The 25,489-nt window shown below is 53.0% G+C and carries 22 protein-coding genes; 9 read left to right on the top strand and 13 right to left on the bottom strand.

Annotation, left to right across the window (positions count from 1 at the left end):
* Nucleotides 1-115 precede the first annotated feature (115 nt).
* The 3 genes from dcp to EYY67_RS12995 all read left to right on the top strand — a co-directional run bounded on the left by dcp (nt 116) and on the right by EYY67_RS12995 (nt 4,245).
* A complete protein-coding gene (gene dcp / locus EYY67_RS13005) occupies nt 116-2,269 on the top strand; it encodes a peptidyl-dipeptidase Dcp (protein ID WP_131693689.1) in 2,154 nt (717 codons plus the stop codon).
* A gap of 150 nt (nt 2,270-2,419) precedes the next feature.
* Nucleotides 2,420-3,478: a bifunctional transcriptional activator/DNA repair enzyme AdaA gene (locus tag EYY67_RS13000; RefSeq protein ID WP_119825428.1), complete on the top strand. Its 1,059-nt coding sequence runs from the start codon at nt 2,420-2,422 to the stop codon at nt 3,476-3,478.
* Between the two features lie 14 nt (nt 3,479-3,492).
* Nucleotides 3,493-4,245: an isocitrate lyase/PEP mutase family protein gene (locus EYY67_RS12995; RefSeq protein WP_119825426.1), complete on the top strand. Its 753-nt coding sequence runs from the start codon at nt 3,493-3,495 to the stop codon at nt 4,243-4,245.
* On the opposite strand, the gene EYY67_RS12990 is transcribed toward EYY67_RS12995, so the two are convergent.
* From EYY67_RS12990 to EYY67_RS12980, 3 genes are all read right to left on the bottom strand, one after another.
* Nucleotides 4,217-5,431, bottom strand: a complete 1,215-nt coding sequence (locus EYY67_RS12990) for an MFS transporter (protein WP_131693688.1) — start codon at nt 5,429-5,431, stop codon at nt 4,217-4,219. The genes EYY67_RS12995 and EYY67_RS12990 overlap by 29 nt on opposite strands.
* Nucleotides 5,432-5,640: 209 nt before the next feature.
* The gene (locus EYY67_RS12985; protein ID WP_131693687.1) at nt 5,641-6,726 is read right to left on the bottom strand and encodes a type I restriction endonuclease; all 1,086 of its coding nucleotides are present in this window, start codon (nt 6,724-6,726) and stop codon (nt 5,641-5,643) included.
* A 142-nt stretch (nt 6,727-6,868) separates the two neighbouring features.
* Nucleotides 6,869-7,570: a TetR/AcrR family transcriptional regulator gene (locus EYY67_RS12980; RefSeq protein ID WP_131693686.1), complete on the bottom strand. Its 702-nt coding sequence runs from the start codon at nt 7,568-7,570 to the stop codon at nt 6,869-6,871.
* Nucleotides 7,571-7,654: 84 nt separating this feature from the next.
* On the opposite strand from EYY67_RS12980, the gene EYY67_RS12975 reads away from it, so the two are divergent.
* Together EYY67_RS12975 and EYY67_RS12970 are read left to right on the top strand one after the other, a co-directional pair.
* Nucleotides 7,655-9,154 carry an MDR family MFS transporter gene (locus EYY67_RS12975; protein WP_095923907.1) on the top strand — a complete coding sequence of 500 codons (1,500 nt, stop codon included), beginning with the start codon at nt 7,655-7,657 and terminating at the stop codon, nt 9,152-9,154.
* A gap of 103 nt (nt 9,155-9,257) precedes the next feature.
* A complete protein-coding gene (locus EYY67_RS12970; protein ID WP_095925237.1) occupies nt 9,258-11,090 on the top strand; it encodes an ABC transporter ATP-binding protein in 1,833 nt (610 codons plus the stop codon).
* A gap of 9 nt (nt 11,091-11,099) precedes the next feature.
* On the opposite strand, the gene EYY67_RS12965 is transcribed toward EYY67_RS12970, so the two are convergent.
* A complete protein-coding gene (locus EYY67_RS12965) occupies nt 11,100-12,227 on the bottom strand; it encodes a GNAT family N-acetyltransferase (protein WP_131693685.1) in 1,128 nt (375 codons plus the stop codon).
* 163 nt (nt 12,228-12,390) lie between these two features.
* The gene (locus EYY67_RS12960; RefSeq protein ID WP_095923905.1) at nt 12,391-13,026 is read right to left on the bottom strand and encodes a carbonic anhydrase; all 636 of its coding nucleotides are present in this window, start codon (nt 13,024-13,026) and stop codon (nt 12,391-12,393) included.
* Nucleotides 13,027-13,248: 222 nt separating this feature from the next.
* Between EYY67_RS12960 and msrA the strand changes: the two genes are divergently transcribed.
* Nucleotides 13,249-13,794: a peptide-methionine (S)-S-oxide reductase MsrA gene (msrA, locus tag EYY67_RS12955; RefSeq protein ID WP_095923904.1), complete on the top strand. Its 546-nt coding sequence runs from the start codon at nt 13,249-13,251 to the stop codon at nt 13,792-13,794.
* On the opposite strand, the gene EYY67_RS12950 is transcribed toward msrA, so the two are convergent.
* The 8 genes from EYY67_RS12950 to EYY67_RS12915 form a co-directional block, all read right to left on the bottom strand.
* Nucleotides 13,789-14,313 carry a sugar ABC transporter gene (locus EYY67_RS12950; RefSeq protein ID WP_131693684.1) on the bottom strand — a complete coding sequence of 175 codons (525 nt, stop codon included), beginning with the start codon at nt 14,311-14,313 and terminating at the stop codon, nt 13,789-13,791. The genes msrA and EYY67_RS12950 overlap by 6 nt on opposite strands.
* Before the next feature lie 77 nt (nt 14,314-14,390).
* Entirely contained in the window at nt 14,391-15,581 is a 1,191-nt protein-coding gene (locus tag EYY67_RS12945) for a putative PEP-binding protein (RefSeq protein WP_131693683.1), read from the bottom strand.
* Nucleotides 15,578-16,774 carry a hypothetical protein gene (locus EYY67_RS12940; RefSeq protein WP_131693682.1) on the bottom strand — a complete coding sequence of 399 codons (1,197 nt, stop codon included), beginning with the start codon at nt 16,772-16,774 and terminating at the stop codon, nt 15,578-15,580. Before EYY67_RS12940 ends, EYY67_RS12945 begins: the two co-directional genes overlap by 4 nt.
* A complete protein-coding gene (locus EYY67_RS12935) occupies nt 16,771-17,478 on the bottom strand; it encodes an L-threonylcarbamoyladenylate synthase (RefSeq protein WP_131693681.1) in 708 nt (235 codons plus the stop codon). Before EYY67_RS12935 ends, EYY67_RS12940 begins: the two co-directional genes overlap by 4 nt.
* 244 nt (nt 17,479-17,722) lie before the next feature.
* Nucleotides 17,723-18,307 (bottom strand): helix-turn-helix domain-containing protein, encoded by a 585-nt coding sequence (locus EYY67_RS12930; protein WP_131693680.1) that lies wholly within the window; start codon nt 18,305-18,307, stop codon nt 17,723-17,725.
* A 225-nt stretch (nt 18,308-18,532) separates the two neighbouring features.
* Nucleotides 18,533-19,336, bottom strand: coding sequence for an alpha/beta fold hydrolase (locus EYY67_RS12925; RefSeq protein ID WP_131693679.1), 804 nt, complete (start codon nt 19,334-19,336; stop codon nt 18,533-18,535).
* A gap of 56 nt (nt 19,337-19,392) precedes the next feature.
* Nucleotides 19,393-20,346 (bottom strand): DMT family transporter, encoded by a 954-nt coding sequence (locus EYY67_RS12920; protein WP_131693678.1) that lies wholly within the window; start codon nt 20,344-20,346, stop codon nt 19,393-19,395.
* Between the two features lie 98 nt (nt 20,347-20,444).
* Entirely contained in the window at nt 20,445-20,627 is a 183-nt protein-coding gene (locus EYY67_RS12915) for a 4-oxalocrotonate tautomerase (protein WP_119825416.1), read from the bottom strand.
* Between the two features lie 117 nt (nt 20,628-20,744).
* Here EYY67_RS12915 and EYY67_RS12910 point away from each other — a divergent pair, with 117 nt between their 5' ends.
* From EYY67_RS12910 to EYY67_RS12900, 3 genes are all read left to right on the top strand, one after another.
* Nucleotides 20,745-21,632 (top strand): LysR family transcriptional regulator, encoded by an 888-nt coding sequence (locus EYY67_RS12910; protein ID WP_119825414.1) that lies wholly within the window; start codon nt 20,745-20,747, stop codon nt 21,630-21,632.
* A gap of 367 nt (nt 21,633-21,999) precedes the next feature.
* Entirely contained in the window at nt 22,000-22,368 is a 369-nt protein-coding gene (locus tag EYY67_RS12905) for a hypothetical protein (RefSeq protein ID WP_131693677.1), read from the top strand.
* Nucleotides 22,365-25,445 (top strand): FKBP-type peptidyl-prolyl cis-trans isomerase N-terminal domain-containing protein, encoded by a 3,081-nt coding sequence (locus tag EYY67_RS12900; RefSeq protein WP_131693676.1) that lies wholly within the window; start codon nt 22,365-22,367, stop codon nt 25,443-25,445. Before EYY67_RS12905 ends, EYY67_RS12900 begins: the two co-directional genes overlap by 4 nt.
* The last annotated feature ends 44 nt before the right edge of the window (nt 25,446-25,489 follow it).

Genomic DNA, 25,489 nt, shown 5'->3' with positions numbered 1-25,489 from the left:
ATCCGCCTCGTAATAACACGATTTACCTACGTTTGCCTTTTGCCGGATCGGCGAGCGAGGTCTATTCTCAATGACTTAACGGAGCACTTCTCTCACTCAGATAAGGAAGACTGGAATGCGTTTGTCATCTCTCTTTTTGGCAACCAGCCTGGCTGTCAGCCAGTTTGCAGGGGCTGCGGAAACCGCCAGGCCCGCCACGCAGGAGCATGCTATGAATCACGCCATCAATGCAGATAACCCATTTCTGAAACCCAGCCCGCTGGAATATCAGGCGCCGCAATTTAATCTCTATAAAGACAGCGATTATGAACCGGCGATCCTCGAAGGCATCCGCCAGAAACTGGCTGAAGTCGATAAAATTGCCAGCGACACGGCGCCGCCGACCTTTGAAAATACCTATGTGGCGCTGGAAAAATCCGGCGTCATGCTGCAACGCGTACAGAATGTTTTTGGTGCGATGACCGGTGCGAACACCAACGACACGCTGCAAAAAATTGACGAAGACACCTCGCCAAAACTGGCCGCGATGGACGACAGCATTCATCTCAACAGCAAACTGTTTGCGCGTCTGAAAGCGGTGTATGAGCAGCGTGGCAGTCTGAAAATTTCGCCGGAATCGCAGCGCCTGATCGCCGTGACGTTTAAGGATTTCGAGCTGGCAGGTGCCAATCTTTCTGATGCGGATAAAGATAAACTGAAGGCGCTGAATCAGCAGGCCGCAACACTCAGCACCCAGTTCACCAACAAATTACTGGCCGCGACCAAAGCGGGCGGGCTGACGGTGAAAGACAAAGCGCAACTTTCCGGGCTGAGCGATGCCGAACTGTCGGCTGCCGCGCAGGCCGCCAAAGATCGTAAGCTGGATAACGCCTGGCTGCTGGTGCTGCAAAACACCACGCAACAGCCGTTATTGCAATCGCTGGAGGATCGCAACACGCGCAAGGCGCTGTATGAAGCTTCGATCAATCGCGCCGAAAAAGGCGATGCCAATGATACCCGCCAGCTGATTGCGACGCTGGCAAAAGTCCGAGCCGAACAGGCTCAGGTGCTCGGCTTCCCGAGCTATGCCGCGTGGAAGCTGGAAGATCAGATGGCGAAAACACCGCAGGCTGCGCTCGATTTTATGCACAAAATCGTCCCGGCAGCCACCGCCCGCGCGCAGCGTGAGGCCGCTGATATTCAGGCGGAAATCGATAAACAGAAGGGTGGCTTTAAAGTGGCTGCCTGGGACTGGCAGCACTATGCGCAGCAGGTGCGCAAAGAGAAATATGACCTCGACGACGCGCAGATCAAACCCTATTTTGAGCTGAATAATGTGCTGGAAAACGGCGTGTTTTATGCCGCGAATCTGCTGTACGGCATCACTTTTAAAGAACGCAAAGACCTGCCGGTGTATAACCCGGACGTACGGGTTTTTGAGGTGTTCGATAAAGACGGTAAATCGATGGCGTTGTTCTATGCCGATTATTATCAGCGCGATAATAAAGGCGGTGGCGCGTGGATGAGCAATTACGTCGATCAGTCGAAATTGCTGGGCAATAAACCGGTGATTTACAACGTGGCGAATTTCCAGAAACCGGCGGCGGGGCAACCGGCGCTGCTGTCGTGGGATGACGTGATCACTATGTTCCACGAGTTTGGTCACACGCTGCACGGCCTGTTTGCCGATCAGGAATACCCAGGCCTTTCCGGCACCGCCACACCGCGTGATTTTGTCGAATTCCCGTCGCAGTTTAACGAGCACTGGGCGAGCGACCCGAAAGTGTTTACTCACTTCGCCAAACATTATCAGACCGGCGAAGTGATGCCGCAGGCCCTGCAGGACAAAATCGAGAAGGCCAGCAAGTTCAACAAAGGTTATGACATGACCGAACTGCTGGCGGCGGCGTTACTGGATATGCACTGGCACAGCCTGAGCGCGGACGCTCCGCAGCAGGATGTGGATAAGTTCGAAGCGGAGTCGCTGGCGAAAGACAAGGTGAATCTGGCGTATGTGCCGCCACGCTACCGTTCCAGCTATTTCCAGCACATCTGGGGTAACGGCTATGCCGCCGGATATTACGCCTATCTGTGGACCGAAATGCTGGCCGACGATGCCTTTGCGGGTATCACTGAACAGGGCGGACTGACGCGGGAGAACGGTCAGAAATTCCGTGATCAGATCCTCTCGCGCGGCAACAGCGAAGATCTCGAAAAACTCTATGAAACCTGGCGCGGCAAAGCGCCGTCGATTGAGCCGATGCTGAAAAATCGCGGGCTGAAGGAGTAAAAATAGCCGTGCCCGGTATCCTGCCGGGCACGGACACTCTTGTCGGAAAGGATTAACGGAAATAGTTAAAATCAACGCCCGAAAAACGTCGCTACCCCTGCTCAAATTCCCCTATGCTTTTCCCCATGTCTCCGGTCTGCGAGTGAAATCATGTTGTTCGATTTGCCTGAAGATGATGTTCTTTATGCTGCGCTGATTGCCCGTGATCCTGCTTACGATGGCTTTGCCTTTGTCGGCGTGAAAAGCACCGGTATTTTCTGCCGGCTGACCTGTCCCGCGCGTAAACCCAAACGTGAAAATTCCGTATTTTATCCATCGATGGTCAGCGCGATGGAAGCCGGATTCCGGCCGTGTAAACGCTGCCGGCCGCTCATGCAGGGCGGCGAAAAAGACCCGCTGGTGCTGAAATTACTGGCCGCGCTGGAAAATGAGCCGGACAGAAAATGGAGCGAGGGCGATGTGCAGGCGATGAATGTCGATCCTTCCACTGTCCGTCGCGCCTTTAAACGGCAGTTTGGCATCACCTTTCTGGAAATGGCGCGTTTGCGGCGGGTAGGTAAAGGTGTCGATGCGCTTACTCACGGTGAGGCCGTGATTGAGGCGCAACTGGACGCCAGCTTTGGATCCGGTAGCGGATTTCGTGCAGCGATCACCCGGCAAATCGGCAGTAACCCCAGTCAGGCGAGAAAGCATCAGTTTCTGAAAGCAGACTGGCTGGATACGCCCATCGGTTCAATGCTGGCAATTGCCAGTCGCGAGGCGCTGTATCTGCTGGAGTTTATTGACCGTCCGGCATTGCCGAATGAAATTGAGCGGCTGAAACAGCTCACATCCTCTGAAATTATTTTTGGACGAACGCCACTGGTTGATCAGGTTGAACAGGAGCTGGCGGCCTATTTCGCGGGTGAAACACACACATTCGCCACGCCGCTGGCAGAGTTCGGCTCGTTATTTACCCGTAAAGTCTGGGATGCGCTCAGAGACATTCCGGCCGGTGAGCTGCGCAGTTATTCCGCGCTGGCGGCAGATATCGGGCAGGCAACGGCGTCCCGCGCGGTGGCGCGCGCCAACGGGGCTAACCAGATTTCCATTCTGATCCCTTGTCATCGCGTAATCGGTGCCGATGGTTCGCTGACAGGCTATGGCGGCGGATTATGGCGCAAGCGATGGCTGATTGAACACGAACGAAGAATGGCGCTAAGCCGCTAAACGAGGAGCAGGGTATGAGTCACCAAAGTCAGGCAGTGGCATTTTCAGATCTTCACCAGAAATATAATCCGGTCGTTTTATACAACATCTGGGATGCGGGCAGCGCGCTGGCCGTGGAACAGGCAGGCGCCAAAGCCATCGCGACCGGAAGCTGGTCGTGTGCGGCGGCGCAGGGTTATCAGGATGGCGAAGCCATGCCTTTTGCCAGCCTGTTACACACAGTGCAACGCATTGCCTCTGTGATCAGTCTGCCTCTGACGGTGGATTTCGAAACCGGTTATGGTGCAGCACGCCGCGACAACCTGAGCGCGCTTTTGCAGGCCGGTGTGGTGGGGATTAATGTTGAGGATCAGCAACTGGGATTATCCGCGCTGAACGGAGTACAAGAACAATGCGAGATTTTAAACTCTCTTCGTCAGGAGGCGGAGTCTCAGGGAATTGCGCTATTTATCAATGCCCGAACCGATGTCTTTTTGCAGCAGCCTGACGCTACGCAACATCCGGCGCTGATGGCCGAAGTCAGAAAGCGGCTGACTGCTTATCAGAATGCGGGTGCCAGCGGGTTTTTTGTTCCAGGTCTGAGTGACGTTGGATTGATTGCCGAACTTTGCGATGTCTCAGCATTGCCGGTGAATATTATGGCCAGCAGCCTGACGCCGCCGCTGGCTGAACTCACTGCGGCGGGTATCAGCCGGTTAAGCTACGGCCCTTATCCTTATGTCGGACTGATGGAAACCCTTAAACAACAGGCGTGCGCGCTGTATTAGCCGCCAGCCGGTGCCCCATCCAGAAGAATACCAGGCCGCCCACCGAGGCGGCGATCAGCGCGATAAACATCACCGGCGGGGCGGCGTAACTCAGCAGAAAACCGCACATGACCGGGTTTATCGCGCCGCCCAGATTGCTCAGGTTCTGCATGCCGTAGTAGCTGCCTTTCATGTTTTCCGGGGCGATAAAGTCGATAAACATGTATTCCACCGGAATGACGATCAGTTCGCCGAAGCTGAAAATCGCCATGGCGATCACCCAGAACAACACCGATTGTCCGGCGGTCATAAAGCCGATCAGGCCGATGATGAAGAAAATTGTGCCGAGAAGCAGCCATTTCAGCAGGCTGTTTTGCTTCATCCGGCTGCTTAATACGTACTGGAACGCGATAACAATCACTGCGTTGGTGATCATCACCGCGCCGATGATTTTGTACGCGAAGGCCGCGTTCGACACCAGAATCAGGTACTGCGACAGATAACCGGCGAACTGCCCGAACACCACCGAACCCAGCGTACTGCCCAGCGTGAAGTAAATCAGTCGCCGGTCGCGGGCGAGAATACCCAGCGTCTGGCGCAGATTGGGTTTCGGCAGCGGAGTTTGCTCCTGCTCCGCTTGCGGCGGTTTATGCGCAATATTGCGCAATCCCCAGGTCAGGGAAATCACGGTGCCCAGCGCCAGTACGCCGGAAATCACAAACGGCAGCATCGGGCTGAAACCGGCCAGCCAGACGCCCAGCGATGAACCGACCGCCCAGCCGACGTTAACCAGCGTGTAGTTCATCGAAAAGGCTTTCACCCGTTTTTCCACCGGCAACCAGCTGGCGATACAGGCTTTAAGCGTGATGCTGAGCAAGGCATAAGAGGCATTCAGCAGCGCCAGAACCAGCAAAACACCGGTCACATTGGGCAGCAGCGGCAGCAGTAAAAAACTCAACCCGAACAGGCTGATCGAGACGGTGATCAGCGTCCGGTGGTTGAATTTATCCACCAGATAGCCGCCATACAGGCTGCTGAGAATGCCGATCGCCAGACTGGCCCCGAGAATAATTCCGACACCTTTGGGCAGCAGATGATAGTGCTCGGTCAGATAAATGGTAATAAACGGCAAGGTAACGCCACGTCCGATAGTAAGTACTAATGAACTGGCTAGTAACGCGAGGATTAACGGCGGCATTCCCTTCATGATGAACGGCATTCCCTGATTAACGGCAACATTTTTGTTACATGATAAAGGAGTCTGCGCAGTATTTTTCATTACAAAAAAGAGGGATTTAAGAGAGTTGCGCGGGCGAACCCGCGCCAGTCAGGATCCTGCTTATGACTTCTGCGGTGCAAGGCCGTGGAAGGATCATGAACCTGCTCTTGCAGGCTCATCAAGTTACCCTCAGCCCATCAGTTATAACTCTGAGCTGTTTTATTAAGATGATCAGAAAATTGGTAGATATCATCGAGAGAGTCTATCGGATGTCGGGTCTCATTTTTTTCGGCATCAAACAACCCAATATAAAATTGAGTACGGTTAAAATGGAGACGACAAATAGGTTTTCTGTTGTTGTCATCAATGAGAATACCAAAATAGCTTTTGGTATCCCTCGGTGTGATACGTTTAGCATCGACAATGGTTCTTATGATTGACTTAACAATATGGAACCCTTCCAGTTCTTCCTCAGAGGTAACAATCTGTTCTGTTTCAGGCGTGCTCATAATTGCGGATGCAGCACCAGGTTCATCTTCGATTTCTTTTACAGGTAAGTTTTGCACTGTGCCGCTGAGTGCTGATTTAAGCCTTTCGTTAACCTGATCATTTAACAACTGGCTCGCGGCCTTACGGGTAAGAGTATTAAATTGCTCACGGACTTTTTGAGTGAGTATTCCGTCATAAACACGAGAAGCAAAGAATTTAACGAAATCTTCCTCAGGATTAGTGAACTGAGTAAGAAATATTTTCTTAATCTGACTTACGTATTTCAGCTCACCCGCAGCATTGACGATGGACTCAACATCGAAGGCTGATTTGGTGAGTTTGATCAACTCTGGAACGAGATTCTCATCTAAATCAAGTAGATCGAGTTCAAAGAATGGTTTCTCATCCATTTTATTCGGAGCATCAAGATCAGTAAAAAACTTATATACCTGCCCGTTAGTTAGAACGGATATCCGGGCATTTGTCACATGGAAATATCGGAATAGTTGAGAAGCGTGGTTTATGTTGAGTGATTCGCCGATTTTTTTGCATTCCACAAGGATTTGAATTTCTCCCCCTTTAAGGATTGCGTAATCGATTTTTTCACCTTTTTTGGTACCTACATCACAGATAAATTCTGGAATAACCTCTGTCGGGTCAAAAACATCATACCCAAGTATTTTATTAATAAATGGCATAACAAATGCGTTTTTGGTGGCTTCTTCAGTTTGAATCAGTGGCGACTGTTGCTTAATTTTTACAGCCAAGCTATTCAATTGTTCCAAAATTTCCATATATGCCTCAATTATTTTCCAATCACTGCTGTGTGATGTTTACTTATAGGGAATATAGAGGAATAACACCAGATGCAAATTGTGGCATTGATCACTTATTCAGTGAAATGCCACTAATAATCGAGGAGTAAAAGTAAATCGCTTATAACTTCTGCGGTGCAAGGCCGTGGAACAGCAGCAGGGCGACGTGTTTGCGCAGCATATCGGGGGAGATCGGCGACGCGCCTTCCTGACGCATTTTCATGGAGGCCATCGGGAACAGCGTCAGGCCGAACAGGGAGATGAACAGCAGCGCCGGATTCAGATCCGGGTTCAGCCGTCCTTCCGCCTGCCAGCGGGTAATGCATTCCTGCACGATTTTACGGTTTTTATCGCCGTTACGTTCTTCCATGCGTTTTTTCAGCATACCGCTTTCGCTGATCACTTCGCGTACCCACAGCGGTGCCACCCACGGGTATTTTTCTGCCGCATCAATCATGCACTGCGCCATATGGGTGATTGCCATCAGCGGGTCGTCGGCATGGGTTTCGAAAATGTCGGTGAAACCGGCGCGCACCGGCTGGAAACGTTCGTCGATCATCACGTCCAGCAGCTGTTCGCGGGTTTTAAAATAGTAATGCAGCATGGCGGTGGTGACGCCCGCTTCTCTGGCGATCATGCTCAGCGGTGTTTCGGCAATACCGGACTGGGCAAACAGTTTCAGGGCGGCATCCAGCAGCAGTTCGCGTTTATCTTCACCTTTTTTGGCACTGCGCGGCCGTCCCGGACGACGGGCGGGCGAGGTGACTTCCTTTTGATCCTTTTGTGCGGATCCTGGCGATTCTGAGATTTTTCTGTCTGCCATAAGGCGGGTGATCCATTGACCAGATGAATTTGATGCTTCAATATTAATTATACAGTTAATTAATTACAAGTCAGGATGTCATTCATGACGACAATAAATTCGGCACAGCGCGACGTGACGGAACAGAAGCCTTCGATAAAGCTGCTGTTCTCCGCGCTGATGCTGGTGATGCTGCTGGCCGCACTTGACCAGACGATTGTGTCCACCGCGCTGCCGACCATCGTCAGTGAACTCGGCGGGCTGGATCAGCTTTCGTGGGTCGTGACCTCTTATCTGCTGGCGTCCACGATTGTGGTACCGCTGTACGGTAAGTTCGGCGATCTGCTGGGGCGCAAGGTCGTGCTGCAAACGGCGATTATCGTGTTCCTGCTCGGTTCGGTATTGTGCGGGCTGGCGCAGAACATGACGCAGCTGATCCTGATGCGCGCCTTGCAGGGGCTGGGCGGTGGCGGGCTGATGGTGGTCAGTATGGCGGCGGTCGGTGATGTGATCCCGCCTTCTGAGCGCGGAAAATATCAGGGGCTGTTCGGCGGCGTGTTTGGCCTGGCGACGGTGATCGGGCCGCTGATCGGTGGTTTTCTGGTAGAACACATTTCGTGGCGCTGGATTTTCTACATCAACCTGCCACTGGGGATTTTTGCCCTGCTGGTGATTGGCGTGGCGCTGAAATCACAGAGCGCACGCATCCGCCATGAAATCGATTTTCTCGGCGCGGGGTATCTCGCGGCGGCACTGACCTGCATCATTTTGTTCACCAGCGAAGGTGGCACGGTGTATCAGTGGTCGGATCCGCAACTGTGGTGCATTCTCGCCTTCGGTATCGTGACACTCGGCGGCTTTATTTATGAAGAAACGCTGGCCGCTGAACCGATCATTCCGCTGGGACTGTTCCGCGACCGTACCTTCCTGCTCAGTTGCGCGATCAGCTTTATTATCGGCATGTCGCTGATGGGGTCGATGACCTTCCTGCCGCTGTATTTGCAGGTGGTAAAAGGCTCGTCGCCGTCGGAAGCCGGGATGCAACTGTTGCCGCTGATGGGCGCGTTGCTGGTCAGTTCGATTATCAGCGGACGGCTGATCAGCCGCATCGGGCGTTACCGTATCTTCCCGATTATCGGCACCTTGCTGAGTTTTGCCGGCATGGTGTTACTGGCTCTGCTGAAAGTCAGCACGCCGGTGCATATGTTGTATCTCTACATCGGCGTGCTCGGCCTTGGCCTCGGGATGGTGATGCAGGTGCTGGTGCTGGCGGTGCAAAACTCGGTATCGATGAAACAGATGGGCGTGGCGACCTCCGGGGTGACGCTGTTCCGTTCGATTGGCGGTTCGATTGGCGTGGCGATGTTTGGTGCCATTTTCACCCACGTCCTGCGTGATCAGCTGGTGGCGCTGATCCCCGAAGGCACGGTGCTTCCGCGTTCCCTCAGCGCGCAGGCGGTGCAGGAATTACCCACTGCCATCCGCGCTGATTATTTGCAGGCGTTTGGCTCGGCGCTGCACTCGGTGTATCTGATCGCTGCCTGCGTGATGGTGCTGGCGTTTGTTCTGTCGCTGTTGCAAAAAGATGCGGTGCTGAAGAAATAAGCGGCGGCACTCTGCGCGATATGCACTAAGCTTTCCCCTTTACGGCGTTGAAATGGCATGGAAATCCGGCAACGCCGACAGGGATATCATCAAGGGGATCGCTATGCTGTTTCGCCGTTTCGAGCGAATGATCGACATCTTCCGTGAGGCACCGGCCGCTCAGCCGCCGGATCAGGTTCTGCCTTTCTATCTTTATTATCTGCGTCAGGTCTGGCCAAGCTTTGCGATTTTGCTGGTGGTCGGGCTGGTCTGCGCGCTGATTGAAGTCTCGCTATTCAGCTATCTCAGCCAGATTATCGATCTGACCAAAGACACCCCGCCGGGCAGTTTTTTCACCGACCATATGGGCGAGCTGTTGTGGATGGCGGCGGTGGCGATGATCCTGCGGCCGGTATTTATCGGGCTGCATGATTTGCTGGTTCACCAGACTATCAGCCCCGGCATGACCAGCATGATCCGCTGGCAGAATCATAAGTATGTCCTCAAACAAAGTCTGAACTTTTTCCAGAGCGATTTCGCCGGACGCATTGCCCAGCGCATCATGCAGACCGGGAACTCGCTGCGCGATTCTGCGGTGCAGGCGGTGGATGCCATCTGGCATGTGGTGATTTACGCCGCCAGTGCGCTGTTCCTGTTTGCCGAAGCCGACTGGCGGCTGATGATCCCGCTGATTATCTGGATTTTCGGCTATGGCGTGTGCCTGCGTTATTTCGTGCCGCGCGTGAAACAACGTTCGGTGCAGTCGTCGGAAGCGCGCTCAAAACTGATGGGCTGCATCGTTGACGGTTACACCAATATCACCACGCTGAAACTGTTCGCGCATACCGATCTCGAGCAGAAATACGCCCGCGAAGCGATCACCGAACAGACGGAGAAAACCCAGCTGGCGGGGCGTCTGGTTACCGGCATGGACGTGTCGATCACCACGCTGAACGGCCTGCTGATCGTCAGCACCACCGGTCTGGCTTTGTGGTTGTGGACGCAGTCGCTGATCAGCGTCGGGGCCATCGCGTTGGCGACCGGCCTGGTTATCCGTATTGTGAATATGTCCGGCTGGATCATGTGGGTGGTGAACGGTATTTTCGAAAATATCGGTATGGTGCAGGACGGCCTGCATACCATTGCGAAACCGCTGAGCGTCACCGATCAACCGCAGGCGAAAGCACTGAAAGTCGATCAGGGTGCGATCCACTTTGATCATGTGGACTTCAATTACGGCAAAGGCGGCAGGGTGATCCATCATCTGGATCTGGCGATCCGCCCCGGCGAGAAGATCGGCCTGATCGGACCGTCCGGCGCGGGGAAATCCACGCTGGTGAACCTGCTGCTGCGCCTGTATGACATCGACGGCGGCCGCATTCTGATTGATCAGCAGAACATCGCGGAGGTCACGCAGGAAAGCCTGCGCGCGCAAATCGGCATGATCACGCAGGATACCTCGCTGCTGCACCGTTCGATCCGCGATAACCTGCTGTACGGACGGCCGGACGCAACGGAAGAAGAGTTGCAGCTGGCAATCCGTCAGGCACGCGCCGACGAATTTATTCCCGAACTCTATGATTCGCTGGGCAGAACCGGGCTGGATGCGCATGTCGGCGAACGCGGGGTGAAACTTTCCGGCGGCCAGCGTCAGCGTATCGCGATTGCCCGCGTATTACTGAAAAACGCACCGATTCTGATCATGGATGAAGCCACGTCGGCGCTGGATTCCGAAGTGGAAGCGGCGATTCAGGAAAGTCTTGAGACGCTGATGGGCGGCAAAACGGTGATTGCGATTGCACACCGCTTATCGACGATCGCTAAAATGGACCGGCTGGTGGTGCTGGAAAAAGGGCAGATTGTTGAGACGGGCAATCACGCCGAACTGCTGGCGCACGGCGGGCTTTATGCGCGCCTGTGGCAACATCAGACCGGCGGATTTGTCGGCATGGATTAAGGCCGGAACTTAAACGACGTCGTGCCGGTAGGGCAGTACTTCGCGGGCTTCGTCCGCCCAGCGCTGCACGGCTGCACGTTCTTCCAGCAGAAAATCTTCCACGGCGTCACGTAAACCCGGATGCCGTAAATAGTGCCACGAGTCGGTGATCACCGGCTCAAAGCCGCGCAGCAGTTTGTGTTCACCTTGTGCGCCCGCGTCAAAACGCGCCAGCCCGCTGGCAATCGCGTATTCCATTCCCTGATAGAAACAGGTTTCAAAATGCAGCCGGTCGAATTCTGCCAGGCAGCCCCAGTAACGCCCGTAAAACGTATCGCCACTGATTAAGCTGAACGCCATTGCCACGTCGCGGCCGTTTTGTTGCGCGAAGACGACGCGGATCGCCTCCGGCATTCTTTCCGCCAGCAGGCTGAAAAAAGTGCGGGTCAGATACGGCGACTGGCCGCGAATATGATAGGTGTTGCTGTAGCAGGCATAAACGAAATCCCATTGTGATTCAGTTACCTGCGCGCCTTCCCGCCAGACAAAATCAATTCCCTGCGCGGCTACCTGTTCGCGCTCTTTGCGAAACTGTTTACGCTTGCGTGATGTCAGCGCATCGAGGTAATCCTGAAAATCGCGGTAACCGCGATTCTGCCAGTGATATTGCAAACCCTGCCGGTGCTGCCACACCGCTTCACTGCCCATCAGCCGGTTGGCGCGCTCGTCGGTAAAATTGATGTGCGCGCCGGTCAGGCCGTTCTCTTCCAGATAATCCGGCAACGCCTGCAACAGGCTGATGGCGGCAGATTCCTCGCCCAGCAACCGTGCGCCGGTCACCGGGCTGAACGGCACCGCGCCAAGCCATTTCGGGTAATAGGCAATGCCCGAACGCTGGCAGGCATCCGCCCAGCCCTGATCAAAGACGTATTCGCCATAAGAATGGCGCTTGCGGTAGCCGGGAATAGCGGCGCGGATTTCACCGTTTTCCTGCCAGAGCAGATGCTGCGGACGCCAGCCGGAGTGCGGTCCCAGGCTGCCGCTGTCTTCCAGCGCCGATAAAAAGGCATAACTGAGGAAAGGCTGTTGCGCAGGCACCAGCGCATCCCACTGTGCAGCAGGACAATCGGCCAGACGGTCTAACGTGATAACAGGCATCAATTATTCTCGCTGTGGCGTAAAAGAGAAATCGGTTAACTGTCGTTCAGGCAGGGGGATATTACGGCAGAGGGTAAGACAACAATATAATAAGACTTAAGTCGCTGATTTATCATCCGGAACATTATTTAACACTGTTCCGGATGTTTTATTTTACGGGCAATTAACTGGCGCGGACTTCCGGATTATCTGACAGCGAAATAAAGGATGCGCTTTTCGCATCAAAGGCTTCGATGCAACCGGATTCAATATCATACACCCAGCCGTGCAGGGTAATTTCCCCTTTCGCCAGCGCGACCGCCACGCAAGGATGCGTACGCAGGTTGCTCAGCTGAGCCACGACGTTCTGGTGCACCATACCGTTCACACGAGCTTCTGGATTTTCGTGTTCGACGGATTCATTAATCGCTTTCGCGGCATCGGAATAACGCAGCCAGTGCGCGACCGCAGGCATGTGATCCAGACAGGTGCAGTTAGCGATGGCGCTCATTGCGCCGCAGTTGGAATGCCCGCAGATGACGATATCTTTCACGCCCAGTGCTTTAACGGCGTACTCGACCGTAGCGGAAACGCCGCCCGGTTCCGGCCCGAATGGCGGCACAATATTCCCGGCATTACGGATCACAAACAGTTCACCCGGTTCACGTTGCGTCACTAATTCCGGCACCAGACGGCTGTCGGAACAGGAGATAAACAGGGTCTTAGGATTTTGGTTTAACGCGAGTTCTTTGAATAGCTTAGAGCGTTGAGGAAACGCCTCTTTCTGGAATCTGAGGAAGCCTTCAATTACGTCTTTCATAGGGGAATTCCGTGTATTTCAATGTCAGTGAGTCTGCCACGAAAAAAAAGGCAGATCAATCAGACGCAATATCAGCATTATTTCTGTGGGAAATTAACTGACACAAAATATTCTCTTTTTCTGCGCAGAAGAAATTCACACAGCCGGTTATTTATTGTAAACCCTTTATCTCAGTGTCATCTGTCCCCATATTTCCTTTGTTGCCTAAATTAAGGAGTCTGCATGACAATCGAATACGCTATTTTCGGCGGTGGTTGCTTCTGGTGTACGGAAGCGGTGTTCAAAGACGTCATCGGCGTCGAGTCGGTGGAAAGTGTGTACACCGGCGGCCGTCGCCCGAATCCGACCTATGAACAGGTTTGCACCGGCACGACCGGCCATGCAGAAGCCATCCGCGTCGGTTTTGACCCGGAAAAACTGAGCTACGGCGATCTGCTGGATATCCACTTTGTGACCCACGATCCGACCCAGCTTAACCGTCAGGGGAATGACGTCGGCACGCAATACCGTTCGGCGATTTTCCCGGCCAATGAACAGCAGAAAGCGGAGGCGGAAGCCGCCATACTGCGCGCGCAGCATGATCACCGTGATCCGATCGTGACCAGCATCGAACCGCTCGGCGAAGTGTACGTGGCCGAAGGCTATCACCAGAATTACTGGGATGGCGCCGGGCAGCAGAACCGTTATTGCATGGCAGTGATCCCACCGAAACTGCAAAAGTTGCGTAAGAGCTTTGCGCAGCGCACCAAATCTTTGCAGCAGTCATAACGGCGGGTTGCGCAGTTGTGGCGTGACAGGTTCGTAGAAATACACGTCAGCTGTTCCCGCGAATAAACCGGTTTTTTCGCGGGGGATGACATACGCCACCCGATAAGCCGGGCACGCATCAAGCCCGGCAGCCTGCATTTCCCGTGACGGCCAGCGCAGCGCCGTCCCGGCCATGTTGAGAGGCCGTGCACTGAGCAGCAGCAGTTCATCTTCGGCAACGTCAGGTGCCGGTTCTGCGCATTCGTACAGGTTTCGGTGCCAGTCGCTGATGTAAGCCTGCCAGCGCGCGAAACTGCCTCCTCCTTTCTGCCGGTATTCCTCACCAGCGATCACCTGTGCGTCCCTGACGGTATGAATCGCGAGATAAACCGGACAGCCCGGCGTCAGGGCTTTGAAGCGTTGTGAAGTGCTGAATCCGCTGACGGAAATCAGGGCGGGCAGCTTTTCAAGGCTGTAAAAATCATTCCAGCTTTCTTCGCTTTCAGGATCGGTATACGTGCATTCCACGGTATAAAACATCGGCTGACCTCGCCCTGAAGAACAGAAACCGGTGAAATCAGGGGGCCGGACATAAGCCCCCGTGAGTCAATACGCGGTCATTTTGCTGAACGCGGAGTGCCGGAGATATGAAATACAGTACAAAGCTCATTGACCTGAGCGGAGCAAATGAGTTCGCCCACACCGGCCTGCAGCAACTCGGCCATCACCTTCTCATTGCGGCGCACTTCGCCACACACAAAAGTATGCACGCCATGTTCACGGGCGCATGACACCACCCGTCGCAAGAGACGGATATTGGCATTGCTGGTAGGTGAAACGGAAAGTGCCTGATTGTTGCGGCAAACTCCGTTGAACAGGGAGAACAGATCCGACGTACCAATCGCCATAAAATCAACTTTTGCCGTCGTGAACAAATCATCCAGTTCTTCAGCCAGCGCCGGGACTTCCAGCGTAAAGCCCAGTTCAACGCCTGAACGTTCAATGCCTGCCTGTTCGACCATCTCCACGAAAGTGCAGTATTCCCCGATAGTGGAAATGAACGGCGCGCTGATTTTTATCGGGGTATCGAATTCCTGCTGGAAGCGGCGGATGGCGGCTAATTCCGGCGCCCACTGTGTAATGATACGTGGCCCGCGCACGCCCATGTCCGGGTTCATTTCCGCAGGGACGCTGACCCCGACCTCCGCCAGCTCCGCCGTCGTCAGATCAGAGAGGACGCAACGAATGCTGGTCCAGTTTTGTTTGCCCAGCTCGACGAGCTGCTCATACAGGAAGTCTTCGATATGGGCATTGTCGTTGTACGCTTCCGGCTCCTGACTAAAGAGCTGGAACAGGCAGAACTTGAATCTGAAATAGCCCAGCGATTTGACACCGAAACGGCGATAAATGGCGAGATTACGCTGATTCAGTACGGAACAGATGGCGCTGACCGGCACGTCTTCGCGCAGAGAAGTCAGGCCATCTTTGTTCACGATGCACCGGCTGGTTTTGTCGAATTCTTCTTCGTTATACACCACCAGTCCGATCCCCGATTCATGGAGCATTTTACGGGCGTGGTCGGAGAATTCATTACGGGTCACGACGACTGATCCGACGGAAGGCGTGGCAATAATTTTGCTGGCAACGGCACAGTCCAGACTCGGGGTGAAAAGAATATGCTCCAGATCACCGGAGAGTTCGCCGAGAGAGTGCGTGATCATGCCCACGGTTTCAGGTTCCGGGGTGATGATGATTCTGCCTGCTGATCTCCGCGCGGCTGGCTGACTGATAAGTTCTGAAGTGATCATTTCTTTTCCTTGAGGGTAAGAGAGTTATGGGAATCAACCAGGGTAACGCCATCGCCCCGAAGGATATGGTCGGTTGCTGAAAGAATGGCGGCGCAGTAGCCCAGCGTATTGTGGACAAAGGCTTGCAGAACGACTTCGGTGATATCGCCGATGCGTCTGACAGACAGATGTTGCTCAGTGGCCAGCAGCACGAAACCGGAAGGCAGGCCGGAATAGGCTCTTGAACCGATGGTGTTCGTGGTGACGTGGATCAGCGAAGGTTCGGTGGACTCCAGGGCACGGGCGGCACCGATCAGGTCCTCCGTCCCGATATCCAGATCGCGCAGGAAAAAGCGCTGGATCTGATAACCGGGCGGCTGGGTCAGCACTCGCAACGACACATTGTTCGCGCTGGTGGCCGGGGCAAAACGCAACATGGAATCCGCAACCTGAGACACGCCCGGACGCAGGTTATCTCGCGGATCTTCCGTTCGTGATCCGACACGACGGGTGCCAAAATTGGAAGATGCGGTATCCGGGTGGACGATATCGACCTCGCTGTGTACCAGAACGTCGTGCAGTGCGATGCCTCGCCCGGAACAGTAATCCGCCAGAATACGCAGCCCGGTTGTCCAGCCGACGCACTGACAACTCCCCATGGCATAACTGCCTGACATCTGTGCGCCTGCCGCCGTGCGGCTGGCAAGGAAATGCGTGGGTTCGGCGTTCATCAGCGCCGGATAAAGCGCCGGAAGATCGGCGTTTTCGGCCACGCCAATGACCACGCGGGCAATGGCTTCCAGTTTTTCGAGGTGGCGGGGGGAGCGGATATGTCGGCGACTGGTCGCCAGTATCGCCAGGCTGAAGTGACCGAGATCAGACACGTCTTCATCCAGATCACGGAAATGGATGCGGAAAGTACGCCCGTCAATCGCCAGTACATTTTCGCCGCTATGGGTGGTCACTCTGCCGAAAAGCTGCGGGTTGGCCAGCAGCAGACGCGCTTTGAGTTCTTCGAGCGGTCCGCGTGATTCCGCGCCCACGCCTTCGCTATCAACCGGGTGCGTCAGTATGTCCGTCACCGGATGCGCCACCTCTGCAGTGGCCGACAAATAGAGAAGATTCGAACCGATATCCGCGCCCATGCCGACCAGTAAAACGCGTTCTGACGTGGCATGTCCGGTGTAAGGCGTATCTAAATGAACGTGGCTCACAGCGTGATTTCTCCCATGCGCAGGGTCATCACTTCTTTATAGGCACTGTGTTCTGTCACCAGTGTCGGGAAGAGACTGCTCAGACGTGCGGCAGGGAAACGGCCCTGGCGAACCAGATGGGGCGGGTTAAAGGTAAAGTCGACAACCGTGTTGCTCTGGAACGGGCCAGCGGCGTCATCCCAGCCAATCGGTCCGCCGTCAATGACCAGATCTGCGTGTTTCCCGAGATCGTTAATCGCCTGTTCGCGGGTCACCTGATGGCCACCGGTGCCTGAAATGTTGGATGACGTGAGGGCAATCGGGCCGAAGTCGCGTCCGATTTCATACATCGGGCTCATCCCGTGACAGAAAAGACCGACCGTAGGGGCACCCATTGTCATTTGTTCGGGAAAGGTGGCGGACTCGGCAGATTTGAAGAAAATCGGCGTGGTCATGCCTAACAGCAGTTCGGCGATCAGTTCATCGGAGAACTCTGGCGGGATTTCCGCGTATTTACGTGCATCAGCAGGATCGCCGATACCTAAGGTAAGCGGCCCGAATTTAGTGCGTTCTTTCATTTCGAAGATCCGGGCGATTCCGCGGGCACTGTGAGCAGAACAAAATACGCCGTAATTCGTCACGCTGGGCGCGACAATGACGCCATCGTTTTTCAGTAATTCAAGTGCATATTGATGCGTTTCTTCGTTATAAACTCGAATATCCATTTTGAAACTCCAGAGTTATTACCTTCTTGCGAAGAGCTGATAAAAAATAAAATTCGCCGGAGAAATAAAGGCGTGTTTATTTAACGCACCGATTATTGCGTAATACGTTTTCTGTGAACGCTCAATATCATGCTCAAAACGCTCAATATGAGGAGGGGACGTTGTTTGGCGGAAAGTGAATATTTTTCACATTAATACAAAACGCCCGGTCAGATGTGCCGGGCGTGATAAAAATCAACAAGCATTACCCCCGGAGAGGCATGTTAAGGGCATTTTCGCGGAATGAGGAAGGGCAGGTAATATTGGTCAGGTTATTTGTCACCGCAGAAGGCCCGGTACCGAAGTAAGAAATAAAGTTTCGGGTAAAACAGGCAGAAGAATGGTACCCGCATTCCTGTGCCACTGTTTTGATGGACTTACGTGTCGTTTGCAGCAATGTCATGCCGTGGTACAGCCGCGCCTCACGCAGCAAGATACGCAACGAGGTATTTTCCTCCGCCAGACGACGCCGTAACGTTGCGCCGCTCATGTGCAGGCGCTCCTCGAAATCAGCGGAACACCAGTCATGGCCGGGATTGTCCAAAACAAGTAAACGGATACGTACACTGAGGGACGCGTCTCTCACTTCGATAAACTCCCGGTATCCGCTGTGTTCTAATGCCAGCGCCAGTCCCAGTAAAGACTGATTAAATATAATGGAATCGGACATCACGGGATCTACTGCCAGTACCGAAAGAAAATTCCATAACATCACCAGGGGTGGCAGAATTTTGCCGGATGAAACCGGGGCGAATTTATCTCCCGCCCGGTAGAGTTCTAAATTACGCATTGATTTGCCTCTGAGCACCTGTTTTTATATTTATGTGAACCGGTCATTCAGAGATCCATTCAACATCCGTTGCGGTCTCTGGTTATTATTACCCGTTCGCTATCACCTGTTTTCCCTGATTGAAAAGGGGTGAGTGTTTAGGTACTTCAGAACCACTCTTTCCAAAAAAATAACGTCTTTATAATTGCTTTCTACTATTTCACCGTGTGGCGGGTCATCTTCTGATTAAACGCTGATCTTCTCCCTGACGTCGTGACTGAAATCCTTTGCCAGAAAACACAACATCTCACCCAAGATTTCCCCGGATTTTTCAAAAAGCGGGATATGTGCGGCATTGCGCAGTACAACGAGTTCGCCATGACGAGCGGTTGCCATTTCCTGTGCGGCGGCGGGCGTGGCGACCATATCGTGTTCGCCAACCAGTACCCGTAGCGGCACCTGCGTATTGCGGGGCTGTTTCGGCTCAATCTGAGACAGGACATCCGCGCATTTCGCATACCCTTCATCAGAAGTACGGTTGAGCATCTGCTTCATGCCGAGCGCCGCCGGAGTATCCCGAAATTCCGCCGTGACCCAGCGGCCGAAAATTTCCGGAGCCAGGGAATCTAAACCGTTTTGGCGAATATTGTCGGCCATGGTGCGCCAGAATGACGATGACGCCGGGGCGAGATAAGTGTCGATAAGCACCATTGAGCGCAGGCGCTGAGGTGCGGTATCGGCAATATGCTGTGCGATCAGCCCGCCGATGGACACCCCTGCGACGGAAAACGTACTGATATCAAAATAGTCGGCGATGCGGAGGACATCGTCAGCCAGATCTTCCAGTGAGAAAGGCGCTTGCCCGGTTTCACTCAGACCATGCCCGCGCATATCCAGACGCAGTACGCGATAGTGACGGGTCAGCGCCGGAACCTGCGCATCCCAGATATGAAAGTTCGTTCCCAGAGAATGCAGTAATACCAGAACCGGCGCATCAGTCGGGCCTTGCAAATCTACGTGCATGATCAGGTCGTTGCATTTCACAAACATAATGTAAAAGTCCTTGTTAAACAGATGAATAAATCCCGTGTGTGCAGTAAAAACTCTCAGTTATTGCGCACAGGGACGCCCATGCTTTTCTGTGTGCGATAGCGCAGATAGAGATTGTTGAGGATCAGCGCAGAACCGGTGATACAGGCACCCGCGATTTCCGGGGCGCTGGGTTCGACACCGGTCATAGCGGAGATAGAGAACGCGGTGATCGGGACGATATCCATAAACAACACCCCGTTAAGTGGTGTCAGGATTTTATTGCCGATATTCCAGCACAGGATGCCGATAAAACTGGCCACGAAGGCGGTGTAAAAGACATGCGGGATCACATACACGAAGTCGCTGACGGCGGGCACGGCCACGAAGCCAGTGATATACAGCAGCGCGTTTAATACCAGTACGCTGGTCATCCCGAGAACGCTGGTTAATGCGGTGTATTTAAGCGGCGACCAGGTCGGGAAAAACGACGCGCCCACGGTGTAAAATACCCAACACAGTGCGCCGAAAATAATCAGGGCGTTGGCTTTGTAGCTGGAAGGTGAATCAAACAGGCTGGCATAGTGCCCTTTGGTGATCACGGTCATCACCCCAAAAAAAGACATCATAATCAGGCCAACGGAAACCGCGGGCGGGACGATTTTGCGCAATACGCCGTTTACCAGAATACCCAGCATCGGCATGGTCGCCATCATGATCGACGTGGTTAACGCGCCGTTTTCTCCTGCCATTTGCTGGCCAAGAAAAACAAAAAAACCAAAACCCACAAAAGCCGCTGAACCTAATAACCACGCCAGTCCGACGCGTTCACCTTTCAGGTTCAGCCCCTGTTTTCCTTCGCGTAATCTCAGCGCGATCACTAACGCGATCGCCGCGAAACCATAGCGCAGGGTGGTGAAAGTATAGGGGTCAAGATGTCTCAGCGCGCTGGTCATCATCGGGAATGTCGCGCCCCAGGATAAGGTCGCTATCAGACAGCAGATAACGCCCGCAGAGTAAGAATTTTTCATTTCTCTATTTCTCGGTTAAGTGGCAATCATAATGAAATCATTCAGTCATCCGGCACAGGGAACATGTGCCGGGTGGTCAGTCTTCTTTCGCCTGAGAATTATTCCCCCAGCAGTTTCCCGCCTTTTGCCCAATGCGTTTTAGGGACTTCAGTAATCACCACATCAAGGCTTTCAGGCTTGCAGTTGAGGGTTTCTGCCGCGACACGGGTGACTTCCCGGGCGAAATCGCTTTTTTGCTCAGGCGTACGGCCCGGCACCAGTTCTAAACGGATAATTGGCATCATGGTTCCTTATTTTTCAGCCCCCCGGCTGAGGGGCTGAATCTGATTTTTACTGAAGCGCGTTAAATGATAAATATGTGTTAAGTTGAATGAATTGAAACCTGCAGGTTCATAATCATGAGCAAATTGTCCGGAATGGAAATGTTCGTCAGAGTGGTGGAATGTGGCAGTTTCACCGCGGCAGCAGTGGCCAGCGGCGTCTCACCCACGATGGTGGGCAAGCAGATCCGGGAGATTGAACAACGGCTCGGTGCGCGCTTATTGCACCGCACGACGCGGCGTCAGCAACTGACAGAAGTCGGCCAGCTCTATTTTGACCGCTGTCGCCGGGTGCTGTCGGAAGTGGAGCTGGCGGAGAGCAGCGCCATGGAATTGCAGGCCGCGCCGAAAGGGCTGGTACGAATGATTGCCCCGGTCAGTTTCGGCTGTCAGTGTCTGGTGCCGGAACTGAGTGCCTACATGGCGCAGCATCCCGATGTGGACGTGATGCTGAATCTGGATAACCGCGTGCCGAATCTGAGTCAGGAAAATTACGAATTAGGCATTCAGATCGGGGAAGTGTGTGAGCCGGGCGTGGTGGCGCGTCCGTTACGCCCGTATCGCCGGATACTGGCCGCGTCGCCGGACTATATCCGTCAGCACGGAATGCCGGAACATCCCGATCAGCTCGGCAATTACAGCTGTCTCGGCCTGTCCTACTGGCTGCATCAGGACCGCTGGGATCTGATGGGGCCGGAAGGGGAAACCTTTAAGGCGTTTATCAGTGGCCGGTTCATGTCTAATCAGGGCAATTCCCTCAGGATTGCTGCACTGAATGGCTGCGGGATTGTCCTGCAACCCGACTATGTGTTGATGGACGATATCGCGCAAGGCCGTCTGGTTCCTGTATTACCGGCATGGTCGTATAAGCCAACGCCCTTGTACCTGATATATCATCAGGATAGTCGTCCCTCTGCCAAATTACGCAGTGTCATTGATTTTCTTATGGAACGTCTGGGCGCATGAAATCCCAGAATGAGAATTATGCTTACCAATAATCCTAATCGCGAATGAGGGGCATTTCTTTTTTAACGGAAAGCGTTAATTTATTATTTCCGCCTCCGCTTTGGCCGGTTAAAATTCTGGATGACATAGCACAATTTTGACGCGCTATCGGGTCATCTGACGCAGAAAAAGGTGTTTTTGCAGGCTTGCGGAGACCGGGTTTTGGCACTAAATTTACTTTTTTTATCCTCTAATGCCATGATTAACCGTCTTTTATAAGTTGTTTTGGGTTGGCTACATATTCATTTAAGTGAAAGTGGGTGTTCCACGGGCGATTTTGCTGGGAAAATAATGTGTTCCATCAGTAAAACCCTACAGGATAACTTCCATGAATAAGCCCGGCTTAACGTCTTTGGCACTCCTGGCGTTAATCGCTTTGAGCGCATGCAGTACGAAAAATAATGTGGCGACAACAAAAGAGACACCGACAAATAAAACGTCGAATAATACCTGTGTTAATGAATTCAAAGCATTACAGCGTCTCTCTCCTCACGATTTTGAAATTTACCAGCAACAGTTTAATCAGCTGACGAAATCTTATGATGTGTATAAAGCGAATAATGGTCTGATTAATAAAGATGCTCAGGAAATCCTGAACATCGAGCTGGATTCAAAATTAAAACTTATCTGCGCAAGAGTTAAAGGTGCGACCTTTAAGAGCATGGACGAGCGCTCTCAGGAAGTGAATAAAATATGATGGCGCGAGTGAAGTCTTTCTTCTTAATTCTGCTCCTGATCAATATACAGGGAGCCCATGCTGAAGAGCCGGTGGATGCTAACCTGAGTCTTTTGGATCAGTTGCAAAGTGAAAATTTAATTTCTGCTCCAGAACCTTCTGTTTTTGCGGAAAAAGATAAGACTTCCTCTCCGCTGATCCAGCCTCCAAAAAATATTGTCGTGCCGAAAGCCCCTGTTGAAAAACCCGTCGCTGTCGAAAAACCGGTAGCGCCAAAACCGCGGCCTAAACCGACGCCAGCGCCAGCCAGGAAAACCCCCAAAGCGCCTCAGCCTGCGAGCACTCAATCGGTACCGGCGGTGCCTGCCACTGCGGATGTCAGCGACACCCAGAAAAAGGCCAACGATCAGCTCAAAAAATCCCTTGAGGCAGCAAAATCCACCGCAGAAAAATCCCGTGACCAATACGCGGCGTTGCAAAAATCTTATGCGGATACTCAAAAAGAAAACCAACAGCTACAAACGCAGATTGCGGCGTTAAAAGCCAAACCTGTGGTGACCCCGCCGTCGGCAGACCAGAAACTTGCGCAGAAAAAAGCGCAGGATGAACTGAAACAACTGCAAAATTCGCTGAAAAATACACAACAAGAAAATCAGCAGATCAAATCGCAGTTACAGACGCTGCAGGTCAGCAAGAAACAAGCCGAAAGCCTGACGGAAAAATTGTCCGTTGCGCAGACCGCGTCTAAAAAATCTCAGGACGAAGTGGCCGGTATCCAGCAGTCGTTGAAAAAGACCAAAGCTGAAAATGATCAACTGAAAGCGCAGCTTACCGCGCTGAAAACCAATCAAGTCGGGGTCGCGAAAAAATCCTCTGAGCAGGTGGCGACGTCGCAGCTGGCAGCCAAAAAAGCCCAGAAAGAGATTGCCACCCTTGAGGCGAGCTTTAAGAAATTAACCAGTGAAAATACGCAACTCAAAACACAACTCGATACCGTGAAAAAGCAATCCTCCGTGCGAATTGAGCAGCTCAGCTCATCCGCGCATGCTAACGGTAAATCGCTGGCTGAATTCGCGGTACTGAATGCGACATTGCAGCAGGCGACAGAAGAAAATCATCAGCTCAAAACCCGGCTCGAGACGCTGCAAAAGCAGTCGACGGAACAGGCTGATAAGTTGCAGGCTTTACAAAGCAATGGCTCTAAATCCCAGGCGAATGTCGCTGAGTTGCAGACGACGGCAAAACAAGCCGCCGCTGAAAATGCACAGCTGAAAGCGCAACTGGCCGATCTGCAAAAACAGGGAGACAGCCAGAACGAGAAGATTGCGTTTGCCGTGGCCGCCAATAACAAGTCTCTCGGTGAAAATCAGGTTCTGCAGAAAACCCTTAAACAGGCCACTGATGAGAATGCGCAGTTGAAAACTCAGCTGGCAGGTCTGAAAAAACAGGGCACCGCGCAGAATGGCAAACTGTCCGAATCTGAAGCCGCCAACAAAAAGTCACAGGCTGACTATCTGGCCGTGCAGAAAACCCTTAAACAGGCCGCTGATGAAAATGCACAGCTGAAAACCCAGCTGGCAGATTTACAAAAACAGAGTGCCGCGCAGAACGACAAACTGTCTGTGTCAGAGACGGCCAATAAAAAGTCGCAGGTCGATTATCAGACCTTGCAGAAAACCCTTAAACACGCTGCTGATGAGAATGCACAGCTGAAAACCCAGCTGGCAGACCTGCATAAACAGGGCACCTCGCAGAATGGCAAACTGTCCGACTCTGAAGCTGCCAATAAGAAATCTCAGGCAGATTATCTGGCCTTGCAGAACAGCGTGAAACAGGCTGCGGATGAAAATGCGCAGATGAAAACTCAGCTGGCAGCGTTGCAGAAACAAGGCGCGGCGCAAAATGAAAAGTTGTCTGCGTCTGAAGCCGCCAATAAGAAATCTCAGGCGGATTATCTGGCCTTGCAGAAAACCCTGAAACAAGCCACCGATGATAAAACGCAACTGAATACCCAACTGGCAGCGTTGCAGAAACAAAGCGCCGCGCAGGCTGAAAAACTGTCTGCGTCTGAAGCCGCCAATAAGAAATCTCAGGCGGATTATCTGGCCCTGCAGAAACCCCTGAAACAAGCCACGGATGACAACGCGCAACTGAATACCCAGCTGGCAGCGTTGCAGAAACAAAGCGCCGCGCAGGCTGAAAAACTGGCTGCGTCTGTGGCTGCGAATCAAAAATCGCAGAATGAGTATCAGGCGTCGCAAACGGCATTATCAACCTCTTCTGAGGATGTGAAACGCCTGACCACCCAGCTCAGCGAGAGTCAGCTGGCGGCGACCAAAGTTACGGAAGAAAAAAATAAACTGATAGCCGAACTTGATAAAACGAAGAAAGACCTCGCCTCACACAGTATCGCTGCCGTGACAAAATCTGGCGGAGAGCTGATCAGTGATGCCGAACTGAAAGCGTTGCAGGCGAAAGAAAGCAAGAAAACCGGCCGTTCTTATTCTGTCGGGTATTTGCTGGGGCAGGCCGCGAATTCAAAAATCGAGCAGGTGGTATCCGCCGGTGAGAAAATTGATCGCAATGTGATTATCAAAGGCTTTGTTGACCGCATGAATGAGCTGTCCAGCATGTCGACAGAAGACATGCGGGAGTCGCTGAACAGTCTGGACAGTGATATCCGCTCTCGTCAGGAAAAGCAAAAGACGTCCAATGTAGAGAATAACCAGAAAATTCTCGATAAAGCGGGCAAAACGAAAGGTGCGGTGAAAGCCAAATCGGGCTTCATTTACCAGATCACTAAGCCAGGTTCTGCCCCTAAAGTGACGATGGAGAAAAGCATTCGTCTGCGGATTATTGAGAAACTGGGCGACGGTAAAGTCATTGCCAGCGAAAAAGACGATAATGTGATCAGCGCGGCCGTCACGGAAATCCCGGCAGTGCTTCAGGAAGTCGTGCTGAATCTGGGTTTGCAAGGTGAAGCCACATTGTATATTCCGCCTGAACTGGCGTATGGCAAAGACGGCATTCCGGGTAAAATCCCGCCGAATTCACTTTCGATCATGAATATCAAAATATTAGGTGTGAAAGACAAGTAACAGTGGCCGGATAAAAAAAGGCAGGCGATCGTCAGATCACCTGC

The organism is Rahnella victoriana, assembly GCF_004330295.1.
Lineage (GTDB): Bacteria > Pseudomonadota > Gammaproteobacteria > Enterobacterales > Enterobacteriaceae > Rahnella > Rahnella victoriana.
This window is presented reverse-complemented; position numbering and strand designations above follow the sequence as displayed.

What these genes read in the sequence shown, in the direction of transcription:
- EYY67_RS12915 (WP_119825416.1), bottom strand. Translation starts at nt 20,627, where the DNA reads ATGCCAATTATCCGTTTAGAACTGGTGCCGGGCCGTACGCCTGAGCAA.
- EYY67_RS12945 (WP_131693683.1), bottom strand. Translation starts at nt 15,581, where the DNA reads ATGATCACTTCAGAACTTATCAGTCAGCCAGCCGCGCGGAGATCAGCA.
- EYY67_RS12930 (WP_131693680.1), bottom strand. Translation starts at nt 18,307, where the DNA reads ATGCGTAATTTAGAACTCTACCGGGCGGGAGATAAATTCGCCCCGGTT.
- EYY67_RS12935 (WP_131693681.1), bottom strand. Translation starts at nt 17,478, where the DNA reads ATGGATATTCGAGTTTATAACGAAGAAACGCATCAATATGCACTTGAA.
- msrA (WP_095923904.1), top strand. Translation starts at nt 13,249, where the DNA reads ATGACAATCGAATACGCTATTTTCGGCGGTGGTTGCTTCTGGTGTACG.
- EYY67_RS12965 (WP_131693685.1), bottom strand. Translation starts at nt 12,227, where the DNA reads ATGCCTGTTATCACGTTAGACCGTCTGGCCGATTGTCCTGCTGCACAG.
- EYY67_RS12980 (WP_131693686.1), bottom strand. Translation starts at nt 7,570, where the DNA reads ATGGCAGACAGAAAAATCTCAGAATCGCCAGGATCCGCACAAAAGGAT.
- EYY67_RS12985 (WP_131693687.1), bottom strand. Translation starts at nt 6,726, where the DNA reads ATGGAAATTTTGGAACAATTGAATAGCTTGGCTGTAAAAATTAAGCAA.
- EYY67_RS12910 (WP_119825414.1), top strand. Translation starts at nt 20,745, where the DNA reads ATGAGCAAATTGTCCGGAATGGAAATGTTCGTCAGAGTGGTGGAATGT.
- dcp (WP_131693689.1), top strand. Translation starts at nt 116, where the DNA reads ATGCGTTTGTCATCTCTCTTTTTGGCAACCAGCCTGGCTGTCAGCCAG.
- EYY67_RS13000 (WP_119825428.1), top strand. Translation starts at nt 2,420, where the DNA reads ATGTTGTTCGATTTGCCTGAAGATGATGTTCTTTATGCTGCGCTGATT.
- EYY67_RS12950 (WP_131693684.1), bottom strand. Translation starts at nt 14,313, where the DNA reads ATGTTTTATACCGTGGAATGCACGTATACCGATCCTGAAAGCGAAGAA.
- EYY67_RS12995 (WP_119825426.1), top strand. Translation starts at nt 3,493, where the DNA reads ATGAGTCACCAAAGTCAGGCAGTGGCATTTTCAGATCTTCACCAGAAA.
- EYY67_RS12975 (WP_095923907.1), top strand. Translation starts at nt 7,655, where the DNA reads ATGACGACAATAAATTCGGCACAGCGCGACGTGACGGAACAGAAGCCT.
- EYY67_RS12960 (WP_095923905.1), bottom strand. Translation starts at nt 13,026, where the DNA reads ATGAAAGACGTAATTGAAGGCTTCCTCAGATTCCAGAAAGAGGCGTTT.
- EYY67_RS12920 (WP_131693678.1), bottom strand. Translation starts at nt 20,346, where the DNA reads ATGAAAAATTCTTACTCTGCGGGCGTTATCTGCTGTCTGATAGCGACC.
- EYY67_RS12905 (WP_131693677.1), top strand. Translation starts at nt 22,000, where the DNA reads ATGAATAAGCCCGGCTTAACGTCTTTGGCACTCCTGGCGTTAATCGCT.
- EYY67_RS12970 (WP_095925237.1), top strand. Translation starts at nt 9,258, where the DNA reads ATGCTGTTTCGCCGTTTCGAGCGAATGATCGACATCTTCCGTGAGGCA.
- EYY67_RS12990 (WP_131693688.1), bottom strand. Translation starts at nt 5,431, where the DNA reads ATGAAGGGAATGCCGCCGTTAATCCTCGCGTTACTAGCCAGTTCATTA.
- EYY67_RS12925 (WP_131693679.1), bottom strand. Translation starts at nt 19,336, where the DNA reads ATGTTTGTGAAATGCAACGACCTGATCATGCACGTAGATTTGCAAGGC.
- EYY67_RS12900 (WP_131693676.1), top strand. Translation starts at nt 22,365, where the DNA reads ATGATGGCGCGAGTGAAGTCTTTCTTCTTAATTCTGCTCCTGATCAAT.